Here is a 24,576-nt window from a genome sequence, read left to right on the forward strand (position 1 = left end):
ATGACCAAACACTTAGCCAGACAACGTCTGGTGTACGCCGTCGTGCTTGGCCTGCTGGCCGCGCTGGGGCCGCTGTGCACCGATCTCTACCTGCCCGCCCTGCCGGAAATGGCGGGTGAGCTAAATACCTCTACCGCCGCCGCGCAGCTCAGCCTGACCACCGGGCTGCTCGGCCTGGGCGTCGGCCAGCTGATTTTCGGCCCTTACAGCGACAAACTGGGCCGCATGCGCCCGCTGCTGCTGTCGCTGATCCTGCTGCTGGGCGCTTCGCTGTGGTGTGCCCTCGCGCCCAGCATCGACCAACTGCTGATCGCTCGTCTGCTGCAGGGCATCGCCGGCGCCGGTGGCGCGGTGATCTCCCGCGCCATCGCCCGCGATCTGTATGCCGGCCATGAGCTGACCCGCTTCTTCGCCCTGCTGATGCTGGTCAACGGCCTGGCGCCGATCGTCGCGCCGGTGCTGGGCGGCGTGATGCTGCAGGTGATGAACTGGCGCGGCATCTTCGGCGTGCTGGCGGCCATCGCCGTGCTGCTGTTCAGCCTGTCGGCGCTGAAGCTGCGCGAATCCCTGCCGGTAGAACGCCGCAGCCAGGGCGGTATCCTGGCGATGCTGATGTCGCTGGGCAGTTTGTTGACCCAACGCTATTTCATGGGCCTGTGCCTGACGCAGGGTTTCGTGATGGCCGGCATGTTCGCCTATATCGGCGCCTCGCCTTTCGTCTTGCAGCAGATCTACGGCCTCAGTCCGCAGATGTTCAGCCTGTGCTTCGCCATTAACGGCGTCGGCTTGATCATTGCGGCGCAGCTGGCCAGCCGCCTCAGTTCGCGTTGGGGGGAGCGCCGGGTGCTGAAGAGCGGGCTGACGCTGGCGGCCGTCGCGTCGCTGCTGCTGCTGTTGGCCGCCGCGCTGCATGCGCCGCTGGTGTTGTTGCTGGTGCCGCTGTTCTTCTCGGTAGCGGTGATCGGCATCGTCGGCCCAACCGCCTCTTCGTTGGCAATGCAAAGCCAGGGTGACAAAGCGGGCAGCGCCTCGGCTCTGATAGGCGTGTGCATGTTCGCCCTCGGCGCCTGCGCCGTGCCGCTCACCGGGCTGGGCGGCACGTCCAGCCTGTCGATGGCGCTGACCATCGTCGGCTGCTACGCCGTCGCCATCCTGCTGTTCAGCGTGCTAGGCCGCCGCAGCGAGGCATAACGCGCCCAATAAAAAACCCGCTCAATGAGCGGGTTTTAAGAAATTCAGCTACGCAGCTTAGATAGCAGTAACGTTAGCGGCAGATGGGCCTTTGGCACCGTTCGTGATTTCAAATTCTACACGCTGGCCTTCAGCAAGCGTTTTGAAACCGTTGCTAACGATGGCAGAGAAGTGAACGAAAACGTCCTTGCTACCATCTTCCGGAGTAATGAAACCGAAGCCTTTGGATTCATTAAACCACTTAACGCTACCTTTAATCTTAGACATCAAACTTACCTTTAACGTGAATGAAAGACACAAAACCTGTGTCGATTACAGTACAGCAAGCAGGCAGGATTTTGTCCACCACCGCGATCACAGAAATCCGATAAAGAGTGAAAAAATCCGTGTTGTCCGGTGTAAATCGATTGCACCGGTTGCGATAAGTTACCATTCCAGGCCAAACCTCTCTCTACGCCGGCGAACAACGAGCGAACGCCCAAACCCGCCCGCTTACCCCAGCGTTGATGCCCTCATGCAGACGCAATCGCTATGAAATATAACCAGATGGTCTTTTTGCTTCGGCGGCCCCTGCACTAGGGTTAGGGTTTATTTCCCACTGTGAGCCAAGCCTATGACCAGCCAGTTGGCAGAAAAGATCATCGCCTATCGGCGTGAGCTGCACCAAAACCCGGAGCTTTCCAATCATGAATTCGCCACCACCGCCCGGCTGACCCGCTGGCTGGAAGAGGCGGGCATTCGTATTTTGCCGCTGGCGCTGAAAACCGGCGTCGTAGCGGAGATCGGCAGCGGCAAGGGGCCGATTATCGCCCTGCGCGGCGACATTGATGCTCTGCCGATCGACGAAATCGCCGACGTGCCCTTCAGTTCGCAAAACAGCGGCGTGATGCACGCCTGCGGCCACGACTTTCATACCTCAGTGATGCTCGGCGCCGCACACCTGCTCAAAGCGCGTGAGGCCGACCTGCCCGGCACGGTGCGCATTTTCTTCCAGCCGGCGGAAGAGACCTTCAACGGCGCCCGGCACCTGATCGACGCCGGCGCGCTGGATAACGTCGCGGCGGTGTTTGGCCTGCATAATGCGCCGGAGCTGCCCACCGGCACCTTCGCCACCCGCGCCGGGCCGTTCTACGCCAACGTCGATCGTTTCCAGATCCTCATCACCGGCAAGGGCGCCCACGCCGCCAAACCGGAACAGGGCGTCGACACCATCGTCACCGCCAGTCAGATCGTCGGTGCGCTGCAGACGCTGCCCAGCCGCAGCTTCAGCTCGCTGGAATCGCTGGTGGTCAGCGTGACGCGCATCGAAGGCGGCAATACCTGGAACGTGCTGCCGCAAACCGTGGAGCTGGAAGGCACGGTGCGCACCCACAGCGACGCGGTGCGCCGCCAGGTACCGGACAAGATTCGCCAGGTGATCGACGGCGTTGCCGCCGCGCTGGGCGCGCAGGCCGAACTGCGCTGGCAACCGGGGCCGCCGGCGGTGATCAATGACCCGCATTGGGCGGCGTTCAGCAAAACCGTCGCCGCCGAGGCCGGCTACCGGGTCGAAGAGGCGGAGTTGCAGATGGGGGGCGAAGATTTCGCGCTGTATCTGCATCATGTGCCGGGCGTCTTCGTCAGCATCGGATCTGCCAGCGAGTTCGGCCTGCATCATCCGCGTTTCAATCCCGATGAACGCGCCCTGTTCCCCGCGGCGCAATATTTCACGCTGTTGGCGGAACGCACGCTGCAACAATTAACCACCGCGCCAGAAAAAGCCCTCAGCAACGTCTGAATAACGGCAAAGAGTATTTCCCCGACGCCGCGGATGCCGCGTCGGGTCTTATTATTTCGCTCGCCGTGATATTTGCAGTTTTCAACATTTGAATATGCTGTTTTGTTGTTTTACATCCCGCCACCACTCATCAATAGTGAACCCATCAGACACCGCGCGCCTCTGCGGCGCATGACAGGATAATCACGATGAGCGACAACGCGAATAATCAACGGCAACTACGGCTGGGCGCCATTCTGCACGGCGCATCGGGAAATATGTCCGCCTGGCGCCACCCGGATGCCACCGCCGACGCCAGCATTAACCTCGAATTTAATATCGCCTCGGCGAAAAAAGCCGAACAGGGGAAATTCGATTTCGTCTTCGTCGCCGATGGCTTATATATCAACGAAAAATCCATTCCGCATTTTCTTAATCGTTTCGAACCGCTTACCCTGCTGGCCGCGCTGTCCGCCGCCACCGACAAAATCGGCCTGGTGGGCACCCTTTCCACCTCCTACAGCGATCCGTTCACCGTCGCCCGCCAGTTCGCCAGCCTCGATCACCTGAGCAATGGCCGCGCGGGCTGGAACGTGGTGACGTCGCCGCTGGAAGGCTCGGCCAAAAACTTCTCGCGTAAAGAACACCCGGAACACAGCCTGCGTTACCGCATCGCCGGCGAATTTCTCGACGTCGCCAAAGGGCTGTGGGATTCCTGGGAAGACGATGCCTTCGTGCGTAATAAGGCCAGCGGCGAATTCTTCCGCACCGGCAAGCTGCACACTCTCAATCACCAGGGGGAGTTCTTCTCGGTGCAGGGGCCGCTGAACATCGGCCGCACGCCGCAGGGCCGCCCAATCCTGTTCCAGGCCGGTGCCTCCGAAGACGGCAAACGGCTGGCGGCCCAACACGCCGATGCGATCTTCACCCATCACGACACGCTGGAGCAGGCGCAGGATTTCTATCAGGACGTGAAGCGGCAGCTGGTGGAACAGGGGCGCGAGCCAGACGATCTGCGCATCTTCCAGGGTGTCAGCGTGATCGTCGGCGACGACGACGCGGACGTCGAGCGCCAGTACCAAGAGACCGCCCGCCTGGTCAGCATCGAGAACGCCCTCAACTATCTTGGCCGCTACTTCGAGCATTACGACTTCGCCCGCCATCCGCTGGACGCGCCCTTCCCGGACATCGGCGATCTGGGGCAAAACAGCTTCCGCAGCACCACCGACGCCATCAAGCACAACGCCCGCGAGCGTAACCTCACGCTGCGCCAGGTAGCGCTGGAAGCCGCCTCGCCGCGACCGGTGTTCAGCGGCACGCCGGAAGCGGTGGCGGATGGCCTGCAACGCTGGTTCGACAGCGAAGCCGCCGACGGCTTCATCATCAGCGGCGGTACGCCCAACGCCTTCGGCCACTTCGTCGATCGGGTGGTGCCTATCCTGCAACAGCGCGGCCTGTTCCGCCAGGCGTACCACGGCGACACGCTACGCGAGCACCTGGGCCTGAAGCGCCCGTTGAACAGATTCACCCAATAATAAGATCGTTTTCAGGGATACCCGCTATGCAGAAAACCGTTACCGCCGCCCTCGTGGCGGCCTTGCTGAGCCTGACCGGCGCCGCGCAGGCGGGCACCGGCATCGATTTGCAGGCCAATGAAACCCCGATCCACGCGCCGAAAAACCCGCAGGCGATCGCCAAACTGCCGGCCGATTTCCACTTCGTGAAGCCGGGCCAATTCACCGTCGCGATCGCCGCGCTCAATACGCCGCCGCTGGCGCTGTTCGCCGCCGACAACCGGCGGCTGATCGGCAGCGAAGTGGATATCGCACAGCTGGTGGCCGACAGCCTGGGCCTAACGCTTAACGTGGTGCAAACCTCGTGGGAAGACTGGCCGCTCGGGGTAGTCTCCGGCAAGTATGACGCGGCCATCACCAACGTCACCGTGACCAAAGAACGCAAAACCCGCTTCGACTTCGCCACCTACCGCATCGATTCGCTCGGCTTTTATGTCAAAACCGGCGGCAAGATCGCGACGATCAAACAGCCTGCCGATATCGCCGGATTAAAAATTATCGTCGGCTCCGGCACCAATCAGGAAGCCATCCTGCTGGCGTGGGACAAGCAGAATCGGCAGCAGGGGCTCAAACCTTTCCAGCCGATCTACGTGACCGACGATGCGGCCGCTACGCTGGCTATCCAGTCCGGCCGGGCCGACGCCTACTTCGGGCCGAACGTGCTGGGCGCCTATAAAGCGGCGCTGAACGGCCGCACCCGGCTGGCGGGCACGGTGGAAGGCGGTTGGCCCAAGGCGGCACACATCGCCGTCACCACCCGTAAAGGCAACGGCCTGGTGCAGGCGGTGAACGAAGCGCTGAACGGCGCGATCCGCGGCGGGCAGTACGATCGGGTGCTCAACCGCTGGGGCGAGAGCGTCGAACGCCTTGCACAGTCGGAAATCAACCCGCCCGGCCTGGGCGATTAGGAGCGCGCGATGACGCAAGACACTTTCATTCAGACGCTGCCGACCGACCCGCTGATCGCCCCGGTGATCGAGGGGCTGTTCGGCGAATATCGCCAGCGTTACGGCGACTATTTTGGTGACCAGGAACCGGAAGCGCTGGATCTGTACGCGCCGCCGCAAGGGGCCTTCATCGTGCTGCTGCGCGCCGGTGCGCCGATCGCCATGGGCGCCTTCAAACGCTATGACGCACAGACCGCCGAGCTGAAGCGCATCTGGACGCGAGGCGACCTGCGGCGCCAGGGCCTGGCGCAGCGGGTGTTGCAACAGTTGGAAACGCTGGCGCTGGCGCAGGGATATCGCCGGCTCTATCTGACCACCGGCTTTCGCCAGCCCGAAGCGGTGGGCCTGTATCTGAACAACGGGTATCAGCCGCAGTTCGATCCCACCGTCGACAGCGAGGTTTACAGCCGCCCGCCCTACGATGGCCGCCTGCCGTTCCGCAAAAGCCTGATTGCAGAGGACGCGTGTTGTTGCGCGTCGGAAAGGAAAATCGCCTAAGGCCCCCTTATCTGTATCAGGAGACATGACATGTCCAAACAAGAAGTCTTGAAAGTCGTGCCCGCCCGCTATCCGCTGCGGCTGATCGGCGCGCTGTTTTCGCTGTTTATTCTGGCCGCCATCGTGCAATCGGTGGCGGGCAACGCGCGCTGGGAATGGGGCGTGTTCGCCGAGTGGTTCTTCGCGCCGGCGGTGCTAGCGGGGCTGGGGCAAACCCTGCTGCTGACGCTGCTCGGCACGCTGTTCAGCATCCTGTTCGGCACCCTGCTGGCGCTGGCGCGGCTGTCGCGCTCCTACCTGCTGGCGTCGCTGGCCTGGGGCTATATCTGGCTGTTTCGCTCGCTGCCGCTGATCCTGGTGCTGATCATCCTGTACAACTTCTCCTACCTGTACGACGCCATCTCGCTGGGCATTCCCTTCACCTCCGTGGTGTTCGCCAGCTTTCCCACCATCGACATTCTCGGCCAGTTCGCCGTGGCGGTGCTGGGCCTGACGCTGGTGCAGTCTGCCTACACCGCCGAGATCATCCGCGGCGGCATTTTGGGCGTGGATTACGGCCAGCACGAAGCGGCGGCGGCGCTGGGCCTGCCGGGCTATCGCCGCACCTTCCGCATCATTCTGCCGCAGGCGCTGCGTTCCATTATTCCGACCGGCTTCAACGAGATCATCAGCCTGGCGAAAGGCACCTCAATCGTTTATGTGCTGGCGCTGCCGGAGCTGTTTTACACCATTCAGGTTATCTATAACCGCACCCAGCAGGTGATACCGCTGCTGATGGTCGCCACCGTCTGGTATCTGTTCATCACCACCGCGCTGTCGGTGATCCAATACTACATCGAGCGCTATTTCGCCCGGGGCGCGGTACGCGAACTGCCGCCGACGCCCTGGCAGAAACTGGCCGGCTGGCTAAAACGTTAGGAGACCCGCATGTCTGAAGCCATTGATTATTACGCCTTGCCCGAGCAGCCGGTACGCAATCTCACCCCGGTGCCGGCACGCGGTCTGATCGAAATCAGCAACGTCAGCAAATTCTTCGGCAAACACAAGGCGCTGGACGACGTCAGCCTGACGCTGCAGCCGGGCACCGTCACCGTGATCCTCGGCCCTTCCGGCTCCGGAAAATCGACGCTGCTGCGGGCGATCAACCACCTGGAGCGCGTGGACGAAGGCTTTATCCGCATCGACGGCGACTACGTCGGCTACCGCCGCAAGGGCAACCGGCTGTATGAGCTGAAGGAAAAGGCCATCCTCCGGCAACGCATCAACGTCGGCTATGTGTTCCAAAATTTCAACCTGTTCCCGCACCTGACGGTGCTGGAAAACATCATCGAAGCGCCGGTGGTGCACAAAATTCACTCCCGCGAGCGGGCGAAGGCGGTAGCCTATGAGCTGCTGGATACCGTCGGGCTGCGCCACAAGGCGGACGCCTACCCGCGCCACCTCTCCGGCGGCCAACAGCAACGCATCGCCATCGCGCGCGCGCTGGCGCTGAACCCGAAGGTGATCCTGTTCGATGAACCGACCTCCGCGCTCGATCCCGAGCTGGTCGGCGAAGTGCTGGACGTGATTAAGGGGTTGGCGGATCTGGGCGTCACGCTGGTGGTGGTCACGCATGAAATCGGCTTTGCGCGCGAAGCGGCGGATCGGGTGGTGTTTATGGTCGACGGGCAGATCGTCGAACAGGGCGACGCCAGGCAAGTGTTGGCTCAGCCGCAGCACCCGCGCACCGTCAATTTCCTCAACAAAGTGCTGTGATCGTCGGGGCGCTGCGGCGCCCCGTACCCGAGCCGCTTACCGGCCGGCGAAACGCCGTTTTTCGGCGGCAAAATCCAGCGGGCGGATCCCCTGCTGGATTTTGTCCTCGTCGGTCAACAGCGCCGGGGGAATAAACCAGGTCACCTCGAACAGCAGCCCGTCCGGATCGTGGCCGTAAATACTTTTGTGCACGCCATGATCCTCTTCCAGCCCGAGAATGCCGCGTTCGGCCAGCTGGTGACGAATACGCTCCAGCTCTTCCAGACTGTCGACTTCCCAGGCCAGATGGTACAGCCCGGCCGGTGGCTCATGCTCCGCCGGCGGCTCGTTGTTGGCGCGAAAGACCCCCGCGCGCTGCTGACCCAGGTTCTTGCTGAACAGCGCCAAATCGTGATCGTTGTCCGAATCGGCGGCCTGGGTAAACACCGCCCGATCGGGGCTGTCGGACGGCTTGAGCTTGAACCCCAACACCTGATGATAAAAGTCGGCGCTCTGCCGCACGTCGCTGACATACAGCACGGCGTGATTGAGACGTTTAATGCCCATCGATATTCCTTTTTCGCATTGAATGAAGTCAGCATGAACATAGCATGTGGTGGGAAAGCCGCTAAATGCCGTTATCGCATGACTAAATGCCGCCCGCGCAATCTGTCGCTGCAAGGCATTCCGCGCTATCATAAGCGCTGTATAGAACCCTTTTGTGAGAATAGCGATGAACGGCAAGATAACGACTTTTTTTGAAGACAAAGGCTTCGGCTTTATTACCGACGAGAACGGAGAAAATCGTTATTTTCACGTGATTAAAGTGCAGAATCCGGAGCTGATTAAGAAAAACGCGGCGGTGACCTTCGAACCGACCAACAACACCAAAGGCCCGTCGGCTTATGCGGTCAAAGTGTTGGCACCCAGCAAATACATCATCATCGCCAACGAAAGAATCAAGATCACCAGCATCAAGTCTTTCAATACTTTCACTAAGGAAGTGCCGGTCAAAGCCGACGTGGACAAAGAGAACACCGTGCTGTCGGTCGGCCTGCTGATGAACCGCATTCGCCCGCAGTCAGAAGACCAGGCGCAGACCATGCAAACGCTGCGCATGCTGACCATTACCACTTTCCAGAACACCACCCATACCTTCTCCGAACATGAGATCGATATGGATGAAACCATCAAGGCGCTGAAAAGCCTGTAAGCGCCGGTTGCCCAGCGTCGAGCCCTAGCGGAACAGGATATGCTCGACGCTGTTGCCGTTCACCACGTTGAACGACTCCACCCGATTACGCCCCTGCGATTTGGCGCGATACAGCGCGATATCCGCCATATTCATCAGCTGCTCCAGCGATTTCACCTCGTTCATCGCCAGGCTGGCGACGCCGACGCTGATAGTGATTTTCAACGTCTGCTTGCCTTCCGCCTGCAGCTCGGTCTGCTCCACCAGACGACGAAGATGTTCCCCCAGCGCCACGCCCTGCGCCGCCAGCGCGCGCGGCAGCATGATAGCGAACTCTTCCCCGCCCAAACGGCCGAACAGCTGATCGTGCCGCAGCTCGCGCCGCACGACGTGCGCGAACGACGCCAAGACCTGATCGCCGGCGCTGTGGCCGTGCGTATCGTTGATCTGCTTGAAGTGGTCAATGTCGATCAGCAGTAGCGACACCGCCTCTTTGGAGCGGTGCTTGTGCTCCAGCAGCTCGCCCGCTTTGCGCGTCATCGCGCTGCGCGCCAGCACGCCGGTCAGAAAATCGTGGTTGGCACTGTGCTCCAGACGCCGCATCAGCTTGCGGTTGGCGGCGATAGAGCTGGCGAGGATCAGCGGCCCCATCACCAGCATGGCGATGCCCAAGCGGGCAGACATCAGCGTGTCGAGGAAGGCGTTATGGTTGTTCGGCGTTTCATACAGCACCAGGTTGGCGGAAATGCTGCTGATCTCGGTCATGCCGGTCAACAGCGTCAGCAACGTCACGGGGAACAGCGGGTAGCGCACCGCGCACCACAGCAGCGCCGGGATCGGGAAGGCGATGGCGCCCGGCCCGCCAATATAGACGCTGAACGCCAGCGACAGCAGCAACGCCAGCAGCGGCAGGCAGCCTTTCAAGCGCCAACGCACCTGCATGCGCAACAGCTGTTTCAATCGCGGCGCCGCCATCAGCACCGGCAACAGCAGCAAGGTCGTCGAGAACTGCTCGCTGAACCAAGCCAGCCAGGCAACCACCACCGTGTTGTTATACAGGCTGTCGTTGCGCAGCACCGACAAGGTCGACGCCACCGCCGCGCCGGCCAGACTGGCGCTGAACATATAGAGTATCGCCTGGGGTTTGCCCATGCGCCGTTGAGATTGGGGCAGCATCAGCATGATGCCGTAACCGACGGCGATCAGCGACATGTTGCAGGCGTTCAGCCACAGCGCCAGAGACCAGCCTTCACCGGTGCTGAGATCGGCGACAACCATGCCCAGATAGGTGGTAAGCCAGCCGAGCGGCGTGGCGTAAACGGGTTTGCGCAGCAGCAGACCGAGCAGAATCGCATTCACTGGCCAAAATAAGGAAAGCGAACCAATCGGCCGGCTAAGAATACCTACCAGCGAAAGTAAAAAGGCCAGCATGAAAAGGTTGATCAGCTGAACCGTCAGAGGCAGGCCATGCCTGGCATTTATTCTGACGTTCATCGCCTCGCCCATATTTTGCTAATAACCAGAATAATAATGTGCATACTCTCTCGCCCGGCCAGTGAGGGATAGTCAACTCGAATTTCAACCAAAAAAGCCAGACAAATCAATAATAAAAAATGTTAACATTTAATTAACAGACTTTTCTTAGCCCCATGCGGCTGCGGCGGGCGCCCCCGCATAGCGTCAGCAAATAATGCCTACTCTGCTGTCAGCATAGCGCATGGCGTAATAGGCCGCCGACGGCGCCAATTACATTAATAAGCTTGTGGTTATTGGTCATTGAATGATGTTTGAATAACTACGCGATTATTTTCCTGCAACTGGGCCGCCCGTGCAATAACAACCCAAAAAAAGCCCGCATAGCGCGGGCTTGCTTGAACAACAGCAAATCGACAGTTACGACACAGCCATACGTTGCATGTCTGTGCTGCTGCGCAGTATAGCGGTGAAAGCTTAAGCAGACCTTAGCAACAAAAAACCCGGTCTAGGAACCGGGAATATTTGTACGAAATGCAGTGTTAGCCCAAGCAGGCTAATAACATTTCGCAGCTTACACGCCAATTGTGCAGAGAAAATGAACGCGGCGTCCGTTCATCCGCGTCCCCCCTATCCGCACGGAAGGCCTTATGCCAGTTTGGCGGCAAAGCCCGCTACGCGCTGGCCATAGAGCTTGGCGGTCGCCAGATCGCCCGACAGCATCTCGTCCACGCCGGCATCCGCCGGGGTCTGCACCAGCAGCCCCACCGAACCGCCCAGGTTATTGACGTCGGTGCGCTGCGCCGATTTGGTGTTGGCCGGCAGCAGCCCCAGGCTGACCCACAGGCCGCCATGCTGTGAAGCCAGCGTCTGCAGCGCGATCAGCGTAACCTGCTTGTCACCGTTCAGGCTGGCGCTGTTGGTAAAGCCGCCGAACACTTTGTCCTGCCACTTGCGGCCGAACCAGGCCTTGGAGCTGGCGTCGGCGAATTTCTTGAACTGCCAGGATGGGCCGCCCATATAGGTCGGTGAGCCAAAGATGATGGCGTCCGCCTCATCCAGCGTCTGCCAGGCTTCGTCGCTGATATCACCGTTCTGATCGATGGCGATCAGTTCCGCCCCGGCGCCTTCCGCCACCACTTTCGCCAAACGCTCGGTATGGCCGTAGCCGGAATGAAACACCACTACTGTCTTCGCCATAGAAATTCTCCACTCATTGCACAAAGGCGCCGACGGCGCCCCTCTCGCGTTCAATCTAATCAAGCGCGCAGCGGCTGAATACCGAATAAAACTGACGGTGTTATTCAAAAAAATCGCGCTACGCGCCCTGCTCTGCCTGTTGACGGGCAAAGTCGATAAAAGCGCGCAGCGGGCGCGGCATTTGGCGGTTTGCCGGATAGTACAGATAGAAACCGGGGAACGGCGGCGTCCAGGCATCGAGCAGCGGCAACAAGCGGCCATCGGCCAAACCGGCGGCAACCTGTTGCTCAAACAGGTAGGCAATGCCCGCCCCATCCATCGCAGCCCGCACCAAGACTTCCGGCTCATCGACTATCACCGGCCCTTCCACGGCGATCTCCTGCTTTTCACCGTCGCACTCAAACTCCCAGCGATACAAACTGCCGTTGGTCGGCCAGCGGTAATTCAAACAGCGATGTCGATGCAGATCGCCCGGTGTTGACGGCCGGCCGTGGCGCGCCAAATACGCCGGTGAAGCAACGACGCGCATCCGCACCTCCCCGCCCAGTTTGACCGCCACCATATCTTTCGCCAGTTTCTCGTGCAGCCGCACGCCGGCGTCAAAACCGCCGGCAACGATATCCACCAACCGCTCCTCAACATTGAGATCGAGCGTAATATCAGGATATTGATGATGAAACGGCGCGATCAAAGGCGCCAGAAAATGTAACGCCGCCACGCGGGTTACATTAAGCCGCAAAAGACCTGAGGGGTTCTGGCGTTGCTCGACCGCCTGTGCCACCGCCGCGTCGATCTCGGCCATCGCGGGCGTCAGGCGCGCCAACATCTGTCTTCCGGCTTCAGTCGGCGCCACACTGCGAGTGGTGCGATTCAGTAAACGCACACCCAAACGCTCCTCCAGGTTGCGCAGCGTTTGGCTGAGCGCCGAAGCGGACATGCCCAAATGTGCAGCGGCGCGAGCGAAACCGCCGTGCTCAACAATCGCGGCAAAGGCGCGCAACTCGGCGAAATCACTGCCCCTCATTATGCTCTCCCTCCTTAATAATTCATGAAGATTATAGCGCATTCCTTAAACAACCTGTGGGCGCTACCGTAGACGCTACCTACACGGGAGAATGCCTATGAACACGTCACTATCGCTGGATCACTATCGTCTATTGGGCCGTTCCGGCCTGCGCGTTTCACCGCTGGCGCTGGGCACCATGACCTTCGGTGCCGACTGGGGCTGGGGCGCCGAACTGACCGAAGCCCGCCGTCTGTTTGACGTTTATGTCGAACGCGGCGGCAACTTTATCGATACCGCCAACCGCTATACCGAGGGCAGCGCCGAACGTTTCGTGGGGGAATTCGCCGCCGGGCGCCGCGACCGGTTGGTGATCGCCACCAAATACACCCTGCCGATGCAGCCGGACGATCCCAATTCCGGCGGCAATCACCGCAAAAGCATGCTGCGATCGGTGGAGGGAAGCCTGCAACGGCTCAATACCGATTACATCGACCTGCTCTATCTGCACGCCTGGGATTTCACCACTTCGGTGGAAGAGATCATGCGCACCATGGACGATTTGGTACGCGCCGGGAAAGTGCTGTATGTGGCAGTATCGGACCTTCCCGCCTGGCAGGCGTCGAGAATGCAAATGCTGGCGGACCTGCGTGGCTGGTCGCCGCTGATCGCTCTGCAAATCGAGTACAGTCTGCTGGATCGCACCGTCGAACGCGAGCTGATGCCGATGGCGCAAGAATTGGGGATGGGCGTGATCCCTTGGTCGCCGCTGGCCGGCGGCGTATTAAGCGGCAAATACCGGCGGCAGGATCTGCAACCGTCGCCCGATGAGGCGGGCTCTCGGCGTGAAGCCGTGCGCGCCAAGGGGACATTGAACGCACACAATCTTGATATCGCCGACGCCGTCAACCAGATAGCTCATGAGACGGGATATTCCCCATCACAAATCGCGCTGGCCTGGACACTGCGTCACCCGACGGTCACCGCGCCGATCGTCGGCGCCCGAACCCTGGCGCAATTGGAAGATAACCTCGGCGCATTGAAGGTGACGCTGGCGGAAGATCATTGGCGACGATTGGACGATCTCAGCGCCATCGAGCTGGGATTCCCGCACGATTTTCTCGCCCTGCCGGTCACCCGCCACATCATGACCGGCGGCGTGCATCTCGCCGGGCGCAGATAAAAAAAAATCCCGCGCAAGGCGGGATAAACTTAACAGGGATGGGGTAATACACTACAGGGAATGGATAACACACAACATCATCGGGTAGAGCTACAGTACCAATCCCAATGTATAGAACTGTCATCCCCGCGTAAGTTTGCTCGGCCAGATGTAACGCCGAATGGGAAATATGACATTTTGCTCAACGCACCACGAACAGGCGCGATTCGAAACCGCCGCTCTTGAAGGTGCCGGTATTGACCCACCCTGTCGGCGAACGGCCGAAGTCCTGATTGAAATCCCCGCCGCTGACCAGCCAGACCCGGCGATGGCCTTTCGATAAAACGCTGAGCTTATCGACATAGGTCTGCGCCGCTCGATCGTGGAAAAAGGTACCGAAGCCATAGGCATTGGGCTTGCCCGAAATGCCGTTGGGCCTCGCAGGGGTATACAGCAGGGCGCGATAGCCCTGCTTGTTGTAATACACGTAGCTCAGGTAGTTGAACATGTTGCTGACCACCACCGCATCGTTAGGCTGATAGTGGCTGTTGATATAGTGCACCATCACCTTGAACTCATCTTTCTCGACCGGGTAGTCGTTACGCACGCCGCAGCCGAACAGCAGGCTGAAAAACAACAGCAAAGAGATCCCGCGCACCCGGCTTTTCGTTCCGGCGATCAGCACGCCCAACACCAGCGGAATGCCGAGCGCGGCGGAATAGAGGTAGCGATCGACAAACAGCGGCGTGCGCCAGGAAATGGCGAATACCAGCGTCACCGGGATCAGAATGCCGCCGAGCAGCAGCAGCGAGAATGTCCTTGGCATCGTGCGCCGTTTCAGCAGCAGCGCGCACAACGCGACAAACATCGCCGGCAGCAGCCAAAGAATGATCGTGGGATAGTTGCTGCCGTCGTGGCCGGTGAGAAAACGCCAATACATTGCCGGCAGATCGCCCCAGGAAACCTGAGGGATCCAACCGACGTCGCCGCCAACCCGCAGCTCGGCGATATGCGCCAGCAGATTGAACAGCACCAGCAGCCAGGGAATGTAGGCCACCCCGATTGCCACATTGGCCAGCCACCACGCCGGGTGTTTGATGTAACGTACGCCTTCGTGGCGGCACGACAGCGCCAGCACCACCAGCCAGTGGGCGATCAGCGTGAAAATGGTGAAGTAATGGGTATAAAAGCTCAGCGTCATCAATAGCGCATACAGCGCCAGATAGCGGCGGTTATCCGGCGTTTTCAGCCACTTCGCCAGCACCATGGCGGCGGCGATCGCCAGCATCCCCATCAGCGCGTACATCCGCGCCTCCTGGCTGTAACGCACCGCCATCGGCATGATTGCCATCAACCATCCCGCTATCAGCGCCGCCCGCTCGCTGGCCAACCAACGGGTAAAGCGCATCGCCAGCGCCACCGTCGCCACGCCGAACACCAGGCTCAGCGAACGGGCGGCCATGATGCTGTCGCCAAACAGTACCATCCAGGCATGCAGCAACAGATAATAAAGCGGCGGGTGAACATCGAAGGAAGCGTGGTACAGCAAAGCGCCCACATCATAGCGGCTGGTCAGCACGCTGGAAGCTTCATCGCACCAAAAGTACCGATCCGTTAAGGAAATAAACCGCACGATCGCCGAAAACGCCACGATCGCCAACGCGTAATGTTTGTAACTGATGCCCTTTAAGCCGTTGTTGCTCAAAGAGACATTCGAAACCTGTTGCAGTGACATAACCGCATTCCGCCCAAGAGAACCACACAGTGTGGAGACGCAGCGTCATCATTGCCGACGGCGGGTAAATGGCGGGTAAATCAGTACGAAAAAATCGGCACAGTCACCGCGGCGCCGCACGACTCTCAGCGGATTTCAACGCTGATATCCGGGTAGGCCTTCTCGCCGTCGCTGAGGTAATGCCCCAGCGCCCGGTAAGCCATCACGTACAGCACGGCGGCGGCGCACAGGCACAGCAAGGTCACAAGCAGGAATCTGGATTTGCGCACGATAGGCTCCATGGGGAAATTTTCGCCTATTGTAGCGCGGCAAAATAAACGAAAGTTCAATTGCCGGCGGGTCGAGCGCCTCGCACTCATTCGGCGAGGCGGCTCGTATCATTTCTTCAACATGTAGATAAACGAATCGACGGTTTCGCCGCCGGTGGTGGTGACGCTGACCGCTACCCGTTCATATCCCTCGCCTTCGAACGCATCGAGAGTCGGCCAGTGGTTGACGAGATTAGCTGAACGGAACAGAAAACCATTCACCCGATTGCCGCTGTTATCCAACACGATGCCCGGGTAGCCCATCTCGGCGCCCCAGCCTTCGTTAAGCAGCGATCCGCCAACGCTGCCTTCTTCCCAGCTGCCGCCGATAGCTTCCATTATGTGTGCGTTGGGTCTGCCCGGCCCCAGGGTGCCGTAAACGAATAAGCTTTGCATTTTTCATTCTGCCACTGACTGAAAGTTAGCGAACGAACATAGCACGACGCGCAGCGGCGAGCCAACGGGAGTACGGGTTACGCAGTCAAGTTTTCAAGGGAACAAGTAGGGGGAAGAAAATCAAGGGAGTAATGGCACGCCCTATAGGATTCGAACCTATGACCTACGGCTTAGAAGGCCGTTGCTCTATCCAACTGAGCTAAGGGCGCATTGAGATGCGGCAACCTGTGGCTGCGGGTTGGGATTATACGGTCAGAGGTTAGCGAGTCAATGCCTTTTCATGACGTTACGGCGGTGGCCGTGCTTTATGGCGTTTTTTCCGCCAGCGCCCGCACGGCGGCCCCCGCAACGCTGCGTTGCACCAGACCGACCGCGGTGTCACCCGGCGAGCGTTCAGAACGCTGCCGCCCGCTATTCCGCTGCAGGCAAACGCGCGCGGACTGAACGACCGCCGTGATATCGCTCCAGTCGGCATGCTCAACCGCCAGTGTGTTGCAGGTCGCCGCCAGTCTCGCCGCCAACGCGGCGTCGGGACGCGCGCTGTTCAAAGAGGCCTGGCTCCACGGCGCCCAGACCAGCAATAGCGTGCAACCTACCCATGCGCTGCCGTTCATGCGCACAGCTTCCGCCACAGGGCGTTCAGGCGTGCCCGCCACGACGGCGCCGCCTCATGCTTGCCGAGCTGATGCAACGCGGTGAGTTGCGTACTGTCCGCCGGATGCAGTGAAGAATCGAACACCGTTTCCCCGACATGTTTAGGCTCCGCCGGTTGCTCGTCAGGCTGATGATGCAACGGGTAAAGCCGGGTTATCGCTCTCATGATCCTGCCCTCTTTCGCCCTGTGAACGACCCCAGCGTATGCAAATGCAGGTAAAAATGGCGTAGAGGATCCTGAGGCCGGCATAAAAAAAGCGTAAATCGGCATTGGCAACGGCCGCGAGGGTGATTCTGCGCCTGACAGCGCGCTCAGCTTCTGCCAGAATAGCGGCATCCCCGCTTTTCTTAATTGATGGATTTCCACACTGATGTCAGCAAAGATTATTGATGGTAAAACGATTGCGCAGCAGGTTAGAAACGAAGTGGCTGAGCAAGTGAAACAACGTCTGGCGGCCGGCAAACGCGCCCCAGGGCTGGCGGTTGTGTTAGTCGGCGAGAACCCGGCTTCGCAAATTTACGTCGCCAGCAAGCGCCGCGCCTGCGATGAAGTCGGCTTCCTTTCCCGCTCCTACGATCTGCCCGCTGCCACCAGTGAAGCCGAGCTGCTGGCGTTGATCGACCAGCTGAACGCCGATGAGGAAATCGACGGCATTCTGGTGCAGCTGCCGCTGCCGGCCGGCATCGATAACGTCAAGGTGCTGGAACGCATCCACCCGGACAAAGACGTCGACGGCTTCCACCCGTACAACGTCGGCCGCCTGTGCCAGCGCGCGCCTAAGCTGCGCCCGTGCACGCCGCGCGGCATCGTCACCCTGCTGGAGCGTTATAACATCGATACCTACGGCCTGAACGCCGTGGTGGTCGGCGCTTCCAACATCGTCGGCCGCCCGATGAGCATGGAGCTGCTGCTGGCCGGCTGCACCACCACCGTCACCCACCGCTTCACCAAGAATCTGCGTCATCACGTCGAGAACGCCGATCTGCTGGTGGTGGCGGTCGGTAAGCCGGGCTTCATTCCAGGCGACTGGATCAAACCGGGCGCCATCGTGGTGGACGTCGGCATCAACCGTCTGGAAAGCGGTAAAGTGGTCGGCGACGTCGATTTCGACGCCGCCAGCGAGCGCGCCGCCTACATCACCCCGGTGCCGGGTGGCGTCGGCCCGATGACCGTTGCTACACTGATCCAAAATACCTTGCAGGCCTGCGAGGAATATCACGACGTTCAACCTAAATAAGTAAGGCAGTATGGAAATTTTCAATCTGGACAATCATCCCCACGTCGAACTGTGCGATCTGCTGAAGTTCCAGGGCTGGTGTGAAAGCGGCGGCGGCGCCAAAGAAGTCATCGCCGAAGGGCGGGTGAAAGTCGACGGCAAGGTCGAAACCCGCAAACGCTGCAAGATCGTCGCCGATCAGGTGGTGGAATTCAACGGCGGCAAGGTCATAGTTAAACCCTAACCCGCAGCCATAGAAAAAGGCGCTGAATTCAGCGCCTTTTTTGTTTTTCCCTGCGGCCGGATTACTTACGGCGCCAGGTGGTGCCCTGCGGGCCGTCTTCCAGCACGATGTTCATCTCGTTCAACCGATCGCGAGCGGCATCTGCCAGCGCCCAGTCCTTGGCAGCACGCGCTTCGTTACGCTGTTTGATCAGCGCTTCAATCTCCGCCACTTCGCCGTCGTCAACCTGAGCGCCCCCTTGCAGGAACTGCTCCGGCTCCTGCTGCAGCAGGCCGAGCACGTTCGCCAGCTTGCGCAGCTCCGCCGCCATACCGTTAGCCGCCGCCATGTCTTCACCCTTCAGACGGTTAACCTCGCGCGCCAGATCGAACAGCGCCGAGTAGGCTTCCGGGGTGTTGAAGTCGTCGTCCATCGCTTCGCGGAAGCGGGCTTCGAACGCTTCGCCGCCGGCCGGTGCGGCATCGGCGTCGGTACCGCGCAGCGCGGTATAGAGGCGCTCCAGCGCGGTGCGCGCCTGTTTGAGGTTCTCTTCGCTGTAGTTCAGTTGGCTGCGATAGTGGCCGGACATCAGGAAGTAACGCACCGTCTCCGCATCGTAATGGCCGAGCACGTCGCGGATGGTGAAGAAGTTATCCAGCGATTTGGACATCTTCTCTCTGTCGATCATCACCATGCCGGAGTGCATCCAGTAATTGACGTACGGGCCGTCGTGGGCGCAGCTCGACTGTGCGATCTCGTTCTCGTGGTGCGGGAACATCAGATCGGAACCGCCGCCGTGAATGTCAAAGTGGGTGCCCAGCTGCTTGCAGTTCATGGCGGAGCATTCGATGTGCCAGCCTGGACGGCCCGGCCCCCACGGCGACTGCCAGCTCGGCTCGCCCGGCTTGGACATCTTCCACAGCACGAAATCCATCGGGTTGCGCTTCACGTCGTCGATTTCCACGCGCGCGCCGGCCTGCAGCTGATCCAGATCCTGGCGCGACAGCAGCCCGTATTGCGGATCGCTGTCGATGGAGAACATCACGTCGCCGTTGCTGGCCACATAGGCGTGATCGCGATCGATCAGGCGCTGGGTGATCTCGATGATCTCGGCGATATGCTGGGTCGCGCGCGGCTCTTGATCCGGGCGGTCGATCAGCAGCGCGTCGAAGTCGGCGTGCATTTCCGCCAGCATGCGTTCGGTCAGTTGGTCGCAGGTCTCATGATTTTCCGCCGCGCGGCGGATGATTTTGTCGTCTACGTCGGTGACGTTGCGCACATAGTTCAGCGAATAGCCGAGGTAGCGCAGGTAACGCGCCACCACGTCGAAAGCGACAAAGGTACGACCGTGGCCGATGTGACACAGGTCATAGATGGTTACCCCGCACACGTACATGCCCACTTTCCCGGCATGAATGGGTTTGAATTCCTCTTTTTGACGACTCAGGGTATTAAAAATCTTTAGCATCGGGAGATTCCGTGGTGTGCGTGATAACAAAAAAGATAACCGGGCTTCAGGTTTTCCGCCCGGTAGCGTATTGAAACCTGAAGCCTGATCTATTGCAAGGTTAAGGCCATGCTTTGCTGATTTCACGCGAATAAAATGCGCGAAATTCGGCGGTTGGCGCAATTGTTATAATATAACATAAATACAATTACCACAGACAGTGCGCGGTTGAGCCGCTGCTGACTCGCTGGGGCGGATATGTTATAAGGGCGGTCTGAATGTTCGCTCGCTTTACGTGACGTCTCACTTCACCTTGTTAGGATTAAAACTATGGTTACTTTCCACACCAATCACGGCGATATCGTTATCAAGACCTTTGCTGACAAAGCGCCGGTTACCGTTGAAAACTTCCTGAACTACTGCCGCGCCGGTTTCTACGACAACACCATCTTCCACCGTGTGATCAACGGCTTCATGATCCAGGGCGGCGGTTTCGAGCCGGGCATGAACCAGAAAGCGACCAACGCGACCATCAAGAACGAAGCCAACAACGGTCTGAAAAACACCATCGGTACCCTGGCAATGGCGCGCACCAACGATCCGCACTCCGCCACCGCACAGTTCTTCATCAACGTGGCTGACAACGACTTCCTGAACTTCCGCGGCGAAAACGCGCAAGGTTGGGGCTACTGCGTGTTTGCAGAAGTGGTTGAAGGCATGGACGTGGTCAACAAGATCAAAGGCGTGAAAACCGGCCGCAGCGGCATGCACCAGGACGTACCGGTAGAAGACGTGGTGATCAACAGCGTGACCGTCAGCGAGTAATCGCGGCTGCATGAGTACGCTGTTCATCGCAGATCTGCACTTGTGCGCACAGGAACCGGCAATCACTGCCGGTTTTCTGCGTTTTTTACGGCGCGAAGCGATTCACGCCGACGCGCTGTACATCCTCGGCGACCTGTTTGAAGCCTGGATCGGCGACGACGATCCCGAGCCGCTGCACGCGGAGATCGCCACGGCGCTGAAAGCACTGCAACAGGCCGGCGTGCCCTGCTACTTCATCCACGGCAACCGCGATTTTCTGCTCGGCAAGCGCTTCGCCCGCGCCAGCGGCATGCAGCTGCTGCCGGAAGAAAAAGTGCTGGAGTTGTACGGCCGCAGGATCCTGATCCTGCACGGCGACACCCTGTGCACCGACGATCAAGCCTATCAGCAATTCCGCCGTAAAGTGCACAACCCGCTGATTCAAAAATTGTTCCTGGCGCTGCCGCTGCGCTGGCGACTGAAGATCGCCGCCAACATGCGCGCCCGCAGCCAGCAATCCAACCAGTACAAGTCGGACGCCATCATGGACGTCAACCCGCAGGCAGTCGAACAGACGATGCTGCGCCACGACGTGCACTGGATGATCCACGGCCATACCCATCGCCCGGCGGTGCACCGGCTGGCATTGAGCAACGGCGAAGCCCATCGCGCGGTGCTGGGCGCCTGGCACGTCGAAGGATCGATGATCAAAGTCAGCGCCGACGCCGTCGAGCTGATCCAATTCCCATTCTGAATTCCGCACTGACGCGCGAGTAAAAATTCGCGCTTTCGACGGTGAAAACCGGCGACGCAACCGTTTTCCTCGCCGTGCGCTCATGGTATGCTCTACGCCCTCATTCGGCCCTCAGCCGACGCCAGAAAAATCACAGGAGCCTTACACCCATGGGAGCCAACGCCGCTTCAGCCGCCACTACCGGGGCGAAAATCGCAATTGTAATGGGATCGAAAAGTGACTGGGCCACCATGCAGTTCGCCGCCGAAGTCCTGACCCAGCTCGAAGTCCCCTTCCATGTCGAAGTCGTTTCCGCCCACCGTACGCCGGACAAGCTGTTCAGCTTCGCCGAGCAGGCTACCGCCAACGGCTTTGACGTGATCATCGCCGGCGCCGGCGGTGCGGCGCACCTGCCGGGCATGCTGGCGGCGAAAACCCTGGTGCCGGTGCTGGGTGTGCCGGTGCAAAGCGCCGCGCTGAGCGGCGTAGACAGCCTCTACTCCATCGTACAGATGCCGCGCGGCATTCCGGTGGGCACGCTGGCGATCGGCAAAGCCGGCGCCGCCAACGCCGGGCTGCTGGCGATGCAGATCCTGGCGCTGCACGACGCCGCGCTGGCGCAGCGTTTGGCGGACTGGCGTCAGGCGCAGACCGAAGACGTCTTGAATCACCCCGATCCGCGGGAGGACGCATGAAGCCGGTTTGCGTACTGGGCAACGGCCAACTGGGGCGCATGCTGCGCCAGGCCGGCGAACCGCTGGGCATCGCCGTCTACCCCATCGGCATCGATGCCGAGCCCGAGGCGGTGCCGTATCAGAACAGCGTCATTACCGCCGAGATCGAACGCTGGCCGGAAACCGCGCTGACGCGCGAGCTGGCCACCCACAGCGCCTTCGTCAACCGCGACATCTTCCCGCGCCTGGCGGATCGCCTGACGCAAAAACAGCTGCTCGACCAGCTCGGCCTGGCAACCGCGCCGTGGCAGCTGCTGGCGAGCGCCGCCGAATGGCCGCAGGTGTTCGCTTCGCTGGGCGAGCTGGCGATCGTCAAACGCCGAGTCGGTGGCTATGACGGCCGTGGCCAGTGGCGCCTGCGCCCGGGCCAGGAAGCCGAACTGCCGGCCGACGCCTATGGCGAGTGCATCGTCGAGCAAGGCATCAATTTCTCCGGCGAAGTGTCGCTGGTGGGCGCGCGCGGCCACGACGGCCGTTCGGTATTCTACCCGCTGACCCACAACCTGCATGAAGACGGCATCCTGCGCACCAGCGTGGCGCTGCCGCAGCCCAACCCGGCGCTGCAGCAACAGGCCGAGCAGATGCTGGCGGCGATCCTGAACGAGCTGAACTACGTCGGCGTGATGGCGATGGAGTGCTTTATCGTCGGCGATCGGCTGCTGATCAACGAACTGGCGCCGCGCGTGCACAACAGCGGCCACTGGACGCAAAACGGCGCGTCCATCAGCCAGTTCGAACTGCACCTGCGCGCGATTCTCGGTTTGCCGCTGCCGCAGCCGGTGGTGAGCACGCCGTCGGTGATGGTCAACCTGATCGGCACCGCCGTCAACGAACAGTGGCTGTCGCTGCCGCTGGTGCATCTGCACTGGTATGAGAAAGAGGTGCGCCCGGGCCGCAAGGTCGGCCACCTCAATCTGAACGACCCGAGCGCCGCCGATCTGCGCCAGGCGCTGCAGGCGCTGGCGCCGCTGCTGCCGGGCGAATACCAAAGCGGGCTGGCCTGGGCACAGCAGAAGCTGGCTTAACGGTTTACACCGCCGAAAAGAAGAAGGTTCAGCCCAGGCTGAACCTTTTTCATTGCCACAAAGATCAACGCGAGCCGATGTTACGCAACGGTTTGCCGGCCATCAGATTGCGTTCAATCTGTTCCAGCGAAATATTTTTGGTTTCCGGGATCAGCGCCAGCGTGATGAAAACAAACAGCACGTTAAGCCCCGCGTAGACCCAAAAGGTGTGAGCGCTACCCAACGAATTCAGCATGGTCAGGAACGTCGCCCCCACGATCATATTGGCTATCCAGTTAGTGGCGGTGGAACAGGTGATGCCGAAATCGCGGCCTTTCAATGGCTGGATCTCTGAGCACAGCACCCAAATCAGCGGGCCGGCGCTCATGGCAAAGCCGACGATAAACATCAGCAGCATAACGATGGCGAAATATTGCCCCGCCGCCGAGTTCATGCCGATGTTCATCATGGTTCCCAGCGCCCCCATGCCGACAGCCATCACGATAAACCCAAGGATCAAAGTGGGCTTGCGGCCCCAGCGATCAACCAGTCCAATCGCGATAAAGGTGGCCAGCACGTTGACCAGACCGACGATCACCGTACCCCACATCTGCTGTTCCGTACTGGCGAAGCCCGCCAGACCAAAAATCTTCGGCGCGTAATACATGGTGACGTTCATTCCGGTGAACTGTTGCATCACCTGGAGAAGAACGCCAAGGAAAACCGCGCGTCGGAAATTTTTATTGCCTTTGAACAACGCCCAACCGCTTTGCTTCAGTTTGAGGCTTTCACGAATTTCATTCAGCTCATGCTGCGCCTGGGCACTGCTGTCGCGCAGCTTCTCCAACACCTGACGCGCCTGCTCATGGCGATTGCGCGAGGCCAACCAACGCGGGCTGTCAGGCAAAAAGAACACGCCGACCAACAACAGCCCGGCCGGGATGGTGATAACGCCCAACATCCAGCGCCAGGCACCGGTATAGCTGAATGCCGTATCAGACAGGTAGGCGGCCAGAATGCCGATGGTGATCATCAATTGATACATCGAGATCATGCTGCCGCGGATTTTCTCCGGCGCGATTTCAGAAAGATAAATCGGCGCGGTATAAGAAGCGATACCCACCGCCAATCCCAGCAGAATGCGTGAAACGATCAGCACCTCCACGTTGGGGGCGAACGCTGAAAACAGCGATCCCGCCACAAACAGAATGGCGCCGATCATCAAACTGTATTTGCGCCCCAGCCGGAAGTTCATCCAGCCGCTGCCGATGGCGCCGACGGCGGCGCCAAACATCATTGAGCTGACCACCCACTCCTGCTGAGAGCTGGTGATCTGAAAAGTGTCGGTAATAAACGGCAAGGCGCCGGCGATCACGCCGATATCAAGACCGAACAGCAGGCCGGCCAAGGCGGCTAAAAAACAGACAAAAAAAGTCATACCGACATGAGTCGGGCTTTTCTCCGCCGGTGTAACTTTGACGGTATCGCTCATACAGCCTCCAGGAGAAAACGGTCATCAGTGTGCGACATGATAGGAGGCAATGCGTCGGAGATAAGTGAGTGCGATCACATTAGTGAAAACGGTTACACA

27 protein-coding genes and 1 tRNA gene are annotated in these 24,576 nt (G+C 60.0%); 15 read left to right on the top strand and 13 right to left on the bottom strand.

The annotated features are described in order from the left end of the window. On the top strand, positions 1-1,191 hold the full coding sequence (locus FUU19_RS09210; protein WP_141970429.1) for a multidrug effflux MFS transporter: 1,191 nt from the start codon (positions 1-3) through the stop codon (positions 1,189-1,191). A 57-nt stretch (positions 1,192-1,248) separates the two neighbouring features. On the opposite strand, the gene cspE is transcribed toward FUU19_RS09210, so the two are convergent. Further along, positions 1,249-1,458, bottom strand: coding sequence for a transcription antiterminator/RNA stability regulator CspE (gene cspE, locus FUU19_RS09215; RefSeq protein ID WP_004940030.1), 210 nt, complete (start codon positions 1,456-1,458; stop codon positions 1,249-1,251). A gap of 346 nt (positions 1,459-1,804) precedes the next feature. Here cspE and FUU19_RS09220 point away from each other — a divergent pair, with 346 nt between their 5' ends. From FUU19_RS09220 to FUU19_RS09245, 6 genes are all read left to right on the top strand, one after another. Next, a complete protein-coding gene (locus FUU19_RS09220; protein ID WP_197833035.1) occupies positions 1,805-2,968 on the top strand; it encodes a M20 peptidase aminoacylase family protein in 1,164 nt (387 codons plus the stop codon). A 188-nt stretch (positions 2,969-3,156) separates the two neighbouring features. Further along, on the top strand, positions 3,157-4,482 hold the full coding sequence (locus FUU19_RS09225) for an LLM class flavin-dependent oxidoreductase (protein ID WP_202669063.1): 1,326 nt from the start codon (positions 3,157-3,159) through the stop codon (positions 4,480-4,482). 26 nt (positions 4,483-4,508) lie between these two features. Further along, positions 4,509-5,429, top strand: coding sequence for an ABC transporter substrate-binding protein (locus FUU19_RS09230; RefSeq protein ID WP_047728556.1), 921 nt, complete (start codon positions 4,509-4,511; stop codon positions 5,427-5,429). Positions 5,430-5,438: 9 nt separating this feature from the next. Next, the gene (locus FUU19_RS09235; protein ID WP_043135734.1) at positions 5,439-5,966 is read left to right on the top strand and encodes a GNAT family N-acetyltransferase; all 528 of its coding nucleotides are present in this window, start codon (positions 5,439-5,441) and stop codon (positions 5,964-5,966) included. A gap of 30 nt (positions 5,967-5,996) precedes the next feature. Continuing rightward, the gene (locus FUU19_RS09240; RefSeq protein ID WP_019454099.1) at positions 5,997-6,884 is read left to right on the top strand and encodes an amino acid ABC transporter permease; all 888 of its coding nucleotides are present in this window, start codon (positions 5,997-5,999) and stop codon (positions 6,882-6,884) included. Between the two features lie 9 nt (positions 6,885-6,893). Continuing rightward, complete coding sequence (locus FUU19_RS09245; RefSeq protein WP_049235221.1) at positions 6,894-7,721, top strand: amino acid ABC transporter ATP-binding protein; 828 nt, start codon at positions 6,894-6,896, stop codon at positions 7,719-7,721. 36 nt (positions 7,722-7,757) lie between these two features. Here FUU19_RS09245 and FUU19_RS09250 read toward each other — a convergent pair whose 3' ends face one another. After that, a complete protein-coding gene (locus FUU19_RS09250; protein WP_230507113.1) occupies positions 7,758-8,267 on the bottom strand; it encodes a VOC family protein in 510 nt (169 codons plus the stop codon). 166 nt (positions 8,268-8,433) lie between these two features. On the opposite strand from FUU19_RS09250, the gene FUU19_RS09255 reads away from it, so the two are divergent. Further along, complete coding sequence (locus FUU19_RS09255) at positions 8,434-8,913, top strand: cold-shock protein (protein WP_025301823.1); 480 nt, start codon at positions 8,434-8,436, stop codon at positions 8,911-8,913. A gap of 24 nt (positions 8,914-8,937) precedes the next feature. Here FUU19_RS09255 and FUU19_RS09260 read toward each other — a convergent pair whose 3' ends face one another. The 3 genes from FUU19_RS09260 to FUU19_RS09270 form a co-directional block, all read right to left on the bottom strand. Continuing rightward, positions 8,938-10,386, bottom strand: coding sequence for a GGDEF domain-containing protein (locus FUU19_RS09260; protein WP_230490107.1), 1,449 nt, complete (start codon positions 10,384-10,386; stop codon positions 8,938-8,940). 627 nt (positions 10,387-11,013) lie between these two features. Beyond that, positions 11,014-11,565, bottom strand: coding sequence for a flavodoxin family protein (locus FUU19_RS09265; RefSeq protein ID WP_004940045.1), 552 nt, complete (start codon positions 11,563-11,565; stop codon positions 11,014-11,016). Between the two features lie 118 nt (positions 11,566-11,683). Beyond that, a complete protein-coding gene (locus FUU19_RS09270; RefSeq protein WP_230490106.1) occupies positions 11,684-12,589 on the bottom strand; it encodes a LysR family transcriptional regulator in 906 nt (301 codons plus the stop codon). Between the two features lie 97 nt (positions 12,590-12,686). Between FUU19_RS09270 and FUU19_RS09275 the strand changes: the two genes are divergently transcribed. Next, the gene (locus FUU19_RS09275; RefSeq protein WP_230490105.1) at positions 12,687-13,751 is read left to right on the top strand and encodes an aldo/keto reductase; all 1,065 of its coding nucleotides are present in this window, start codon (positions 12,687-12,689) and stop codon (positions 13,749-13,751) included. Positions 13,752-13,932: 181 nt separating this feature from the next. On the opposite strand, the gene FUU19_RS09280 is transcribed toward FUU19_RS09275, so the two are convergent. The 6 genes from FUU19_RS09280 to FUU19_RS09305 form a co-directional block, all read right to left on the bottom strand. Continuing rightward, complete coding sequence (locus tag FUU19_RS09280; RefSeq protein ID WP_230490104.1) at positions 13,933-15,465, bottom strand: glycosyltransferase family 39 protein; 1,533 nt, start codon at positions 15,463-15,465, stop codon at positions 13,933-13,935. A 125-nt stretch (positions 15,466-15,590) separates the two neighbouring features. After that, positions 15,591-15,734, bottom strand: a complete 144-nt coding sequence (locus FUU19_RS09285) for a hypothetical protein (RefSeq protein WP_016928795.1) — start codon at positions 15,732-15,734, stop codon at positions 15,591-15,593. A gap of 108 nt (positions 15,735-15,842) precedes the next feature. Further along, positions 15,843-16,169, bottom strand: coding sequence for a gamma-glutamylcyclotransferase family protein (locus tag FUU19_RS09290; RefSeq protein WP_197833042.1), 327 nt, complete (start codon positions 16,167-16,169; stop codon positions 15,843-15,845). A 132-nt stretch (positions 16,170-16,301) separates the two neighbouring features. After that, positions 16,302-16,378, bottom strand: a tRNA-Arg gene (locus tag FUU19_RS09295). Positions 16,379-16,474: 96 nt separating this feature from the next. Beyond that, on the bottom strand, positions 16,475-16,783 hold the full coding sequence (locus FUU19_RS09300) for a hypothetical protein (RefSeq protein WP_141970519.1): 309 nt from the start codon (positions 16,781-16,783) through the stop codon (positions 16,475-16,477). Then, positions 16,780-16,989, bottom strand: coding sequence for a hypothetical protein (locus FUU19_RS09305; RefSeq protein ID WP_230490103.1), 210 nt, complete (start codon positions 16,987-16,989; stop codon positions 16,780-16,782). The genes FUU19_RS09300 and FUU19_RS09305 overlap by 4 nt, the downstream gene beginning before the upstream one ends. Positions 16,990-17,194: 205 nt before the next feature. Between FUU19_RS09305 and folD the strand changes: the two genes are divergently transcribed. Together folD and ybcJ are read left to right on the top strand one after the other, a co-directional pair. Then, on the top strand, positions 17,195-18,061 hold the full coding sequence (gene folD, locus FUU19_RS09310) for a bifunctional methylenetetrahydrofolate dehydrogenase/methenyltetrahydrofolate cyclohydrolase FolD (protein WP_004940177.1): 867 nt from the start codon (positions 17,195-17,197) through the stop codon (positions 18,059-18,061). 10 nt (positions 18,062-18,071) lie between these two features. Next, positions 18,072-18,284 carry a ribosome-associated protein YbcJ gene (gene ybcJ / locus FUU19_RS09315; RefSeq protein ID WP_230490102.1) on the top strand — a complete coding sequence of 71 codons (213 nt, stop codon included), beginning with the start codon at positions 18,072-18,074 and terminating at the stop codon, positions 18,282-18,284. A 61-nt stretch (positions 18,285-18,345) separates the two neighbouring features. Here the strand turns inward: ybcJ and cysS are convergent, their stop codons facing one another. Then, positions 18,346-19,731 carry a cysteine--tRNA ligase gene (gene cysS / locus FUU19_RS09320; RefSeq protein WP_025301817.1) on the bottom strand — a complete coding sequence of 462 codons (1,386 nt, stop codon included), beginning with the start codon at positions 19,729-19,731 and terminating at the stop codon, positions 18,346-18,348. Between the two features lie 309 nt (positions 19,732-20,040). On the opposite strand from cysS, the gene ppiB reads away from it, so the two are divergent. The 4 genes from ppiB (at position 20,041) to purK (ending at position 23,006) form a co-directional block, all read left to right on the top strand. Beyond that, positions 20,041-20,535 carry a peptidylprolyl isomerase B gene (ppiB, locus tag FUU19_RS09325; RefSeq protein WP_025301816.1) on the top strand — a complete coding sequence of 165 codons (495 nt, stop codon included), beginning with the start codon at positions 20,041-20,043 and terminating at the stop codon, positions 20,533-20,535. Positions 20,536-20,545: 10 nt separating this feature from the next. Then, a complete protein-coding gene (locus FUU19_RS09330; RefSeq protein WP_230490101.1) occupies positions 20,546-21,268 on the top strand; it encodes a UDP-2,3-diacylglucosamine diphosphatase in 723 nt (240 codons plus the stop codon). A 149-nt stretch (positions 21,269-21,417) separates the two neighbouring features. Continuing rightward, the gene (gene purE, locus FUU19_RS09335; RefSeq protein ID WP_197833050.1) at positions 21,418-21,942 is read left to right on the top strand and encodes a 5-(carboxyamino)imidazole ribonucleotide mutase; all 525 of its coding nucleotides are present in this window, start codon (positions 21,418-21,420) and stop codon (positions 21,940-21,942) included. Further along, positions 21,939-23,006: a 5-(carboxyamino)imidazole ribonucleotide synthase gene (purK, locus tag FUU19_RS09340; protein ID WP_060440542.1), complete on the top strand. Its 1,068-nt coding sequence runs from the start codon at positions 21,939-21,941 to the stop codon at positions 23,004-23,006. Before purE ends, purK begins: the two co-directional genes overlap by 4 nt. A gap of 64 nt (positions 23,007-23,070) precedes the next feature. On the opposite strand, the gene FUU19_RS09345 is transcribed toward purK, so the two are convergent. Further along, positions 23,071-24,477, bottom strand: a complete 1,407-nt coding sequence (locus tag FUU19_RS09345) for a sugar porter family MFS transporter (RefSeq protein WP_197833052.1) — start codon at positions 24,475-24,477, stop codon at positions 23,071-23,073. Between the last annotated feature and the right edge of the window lie 99 nt (positions 24,478-24,576).

This window comes from Serratia montpellierensis (assembly GCF_020858655.1).
Taxonomy (GTDB): Bacteria; Pseudomonadota; Gammaproteobacteria; order Enterobacterales; family Enterobacteriaceae; genus Serratia; species Serratia montpellierensis.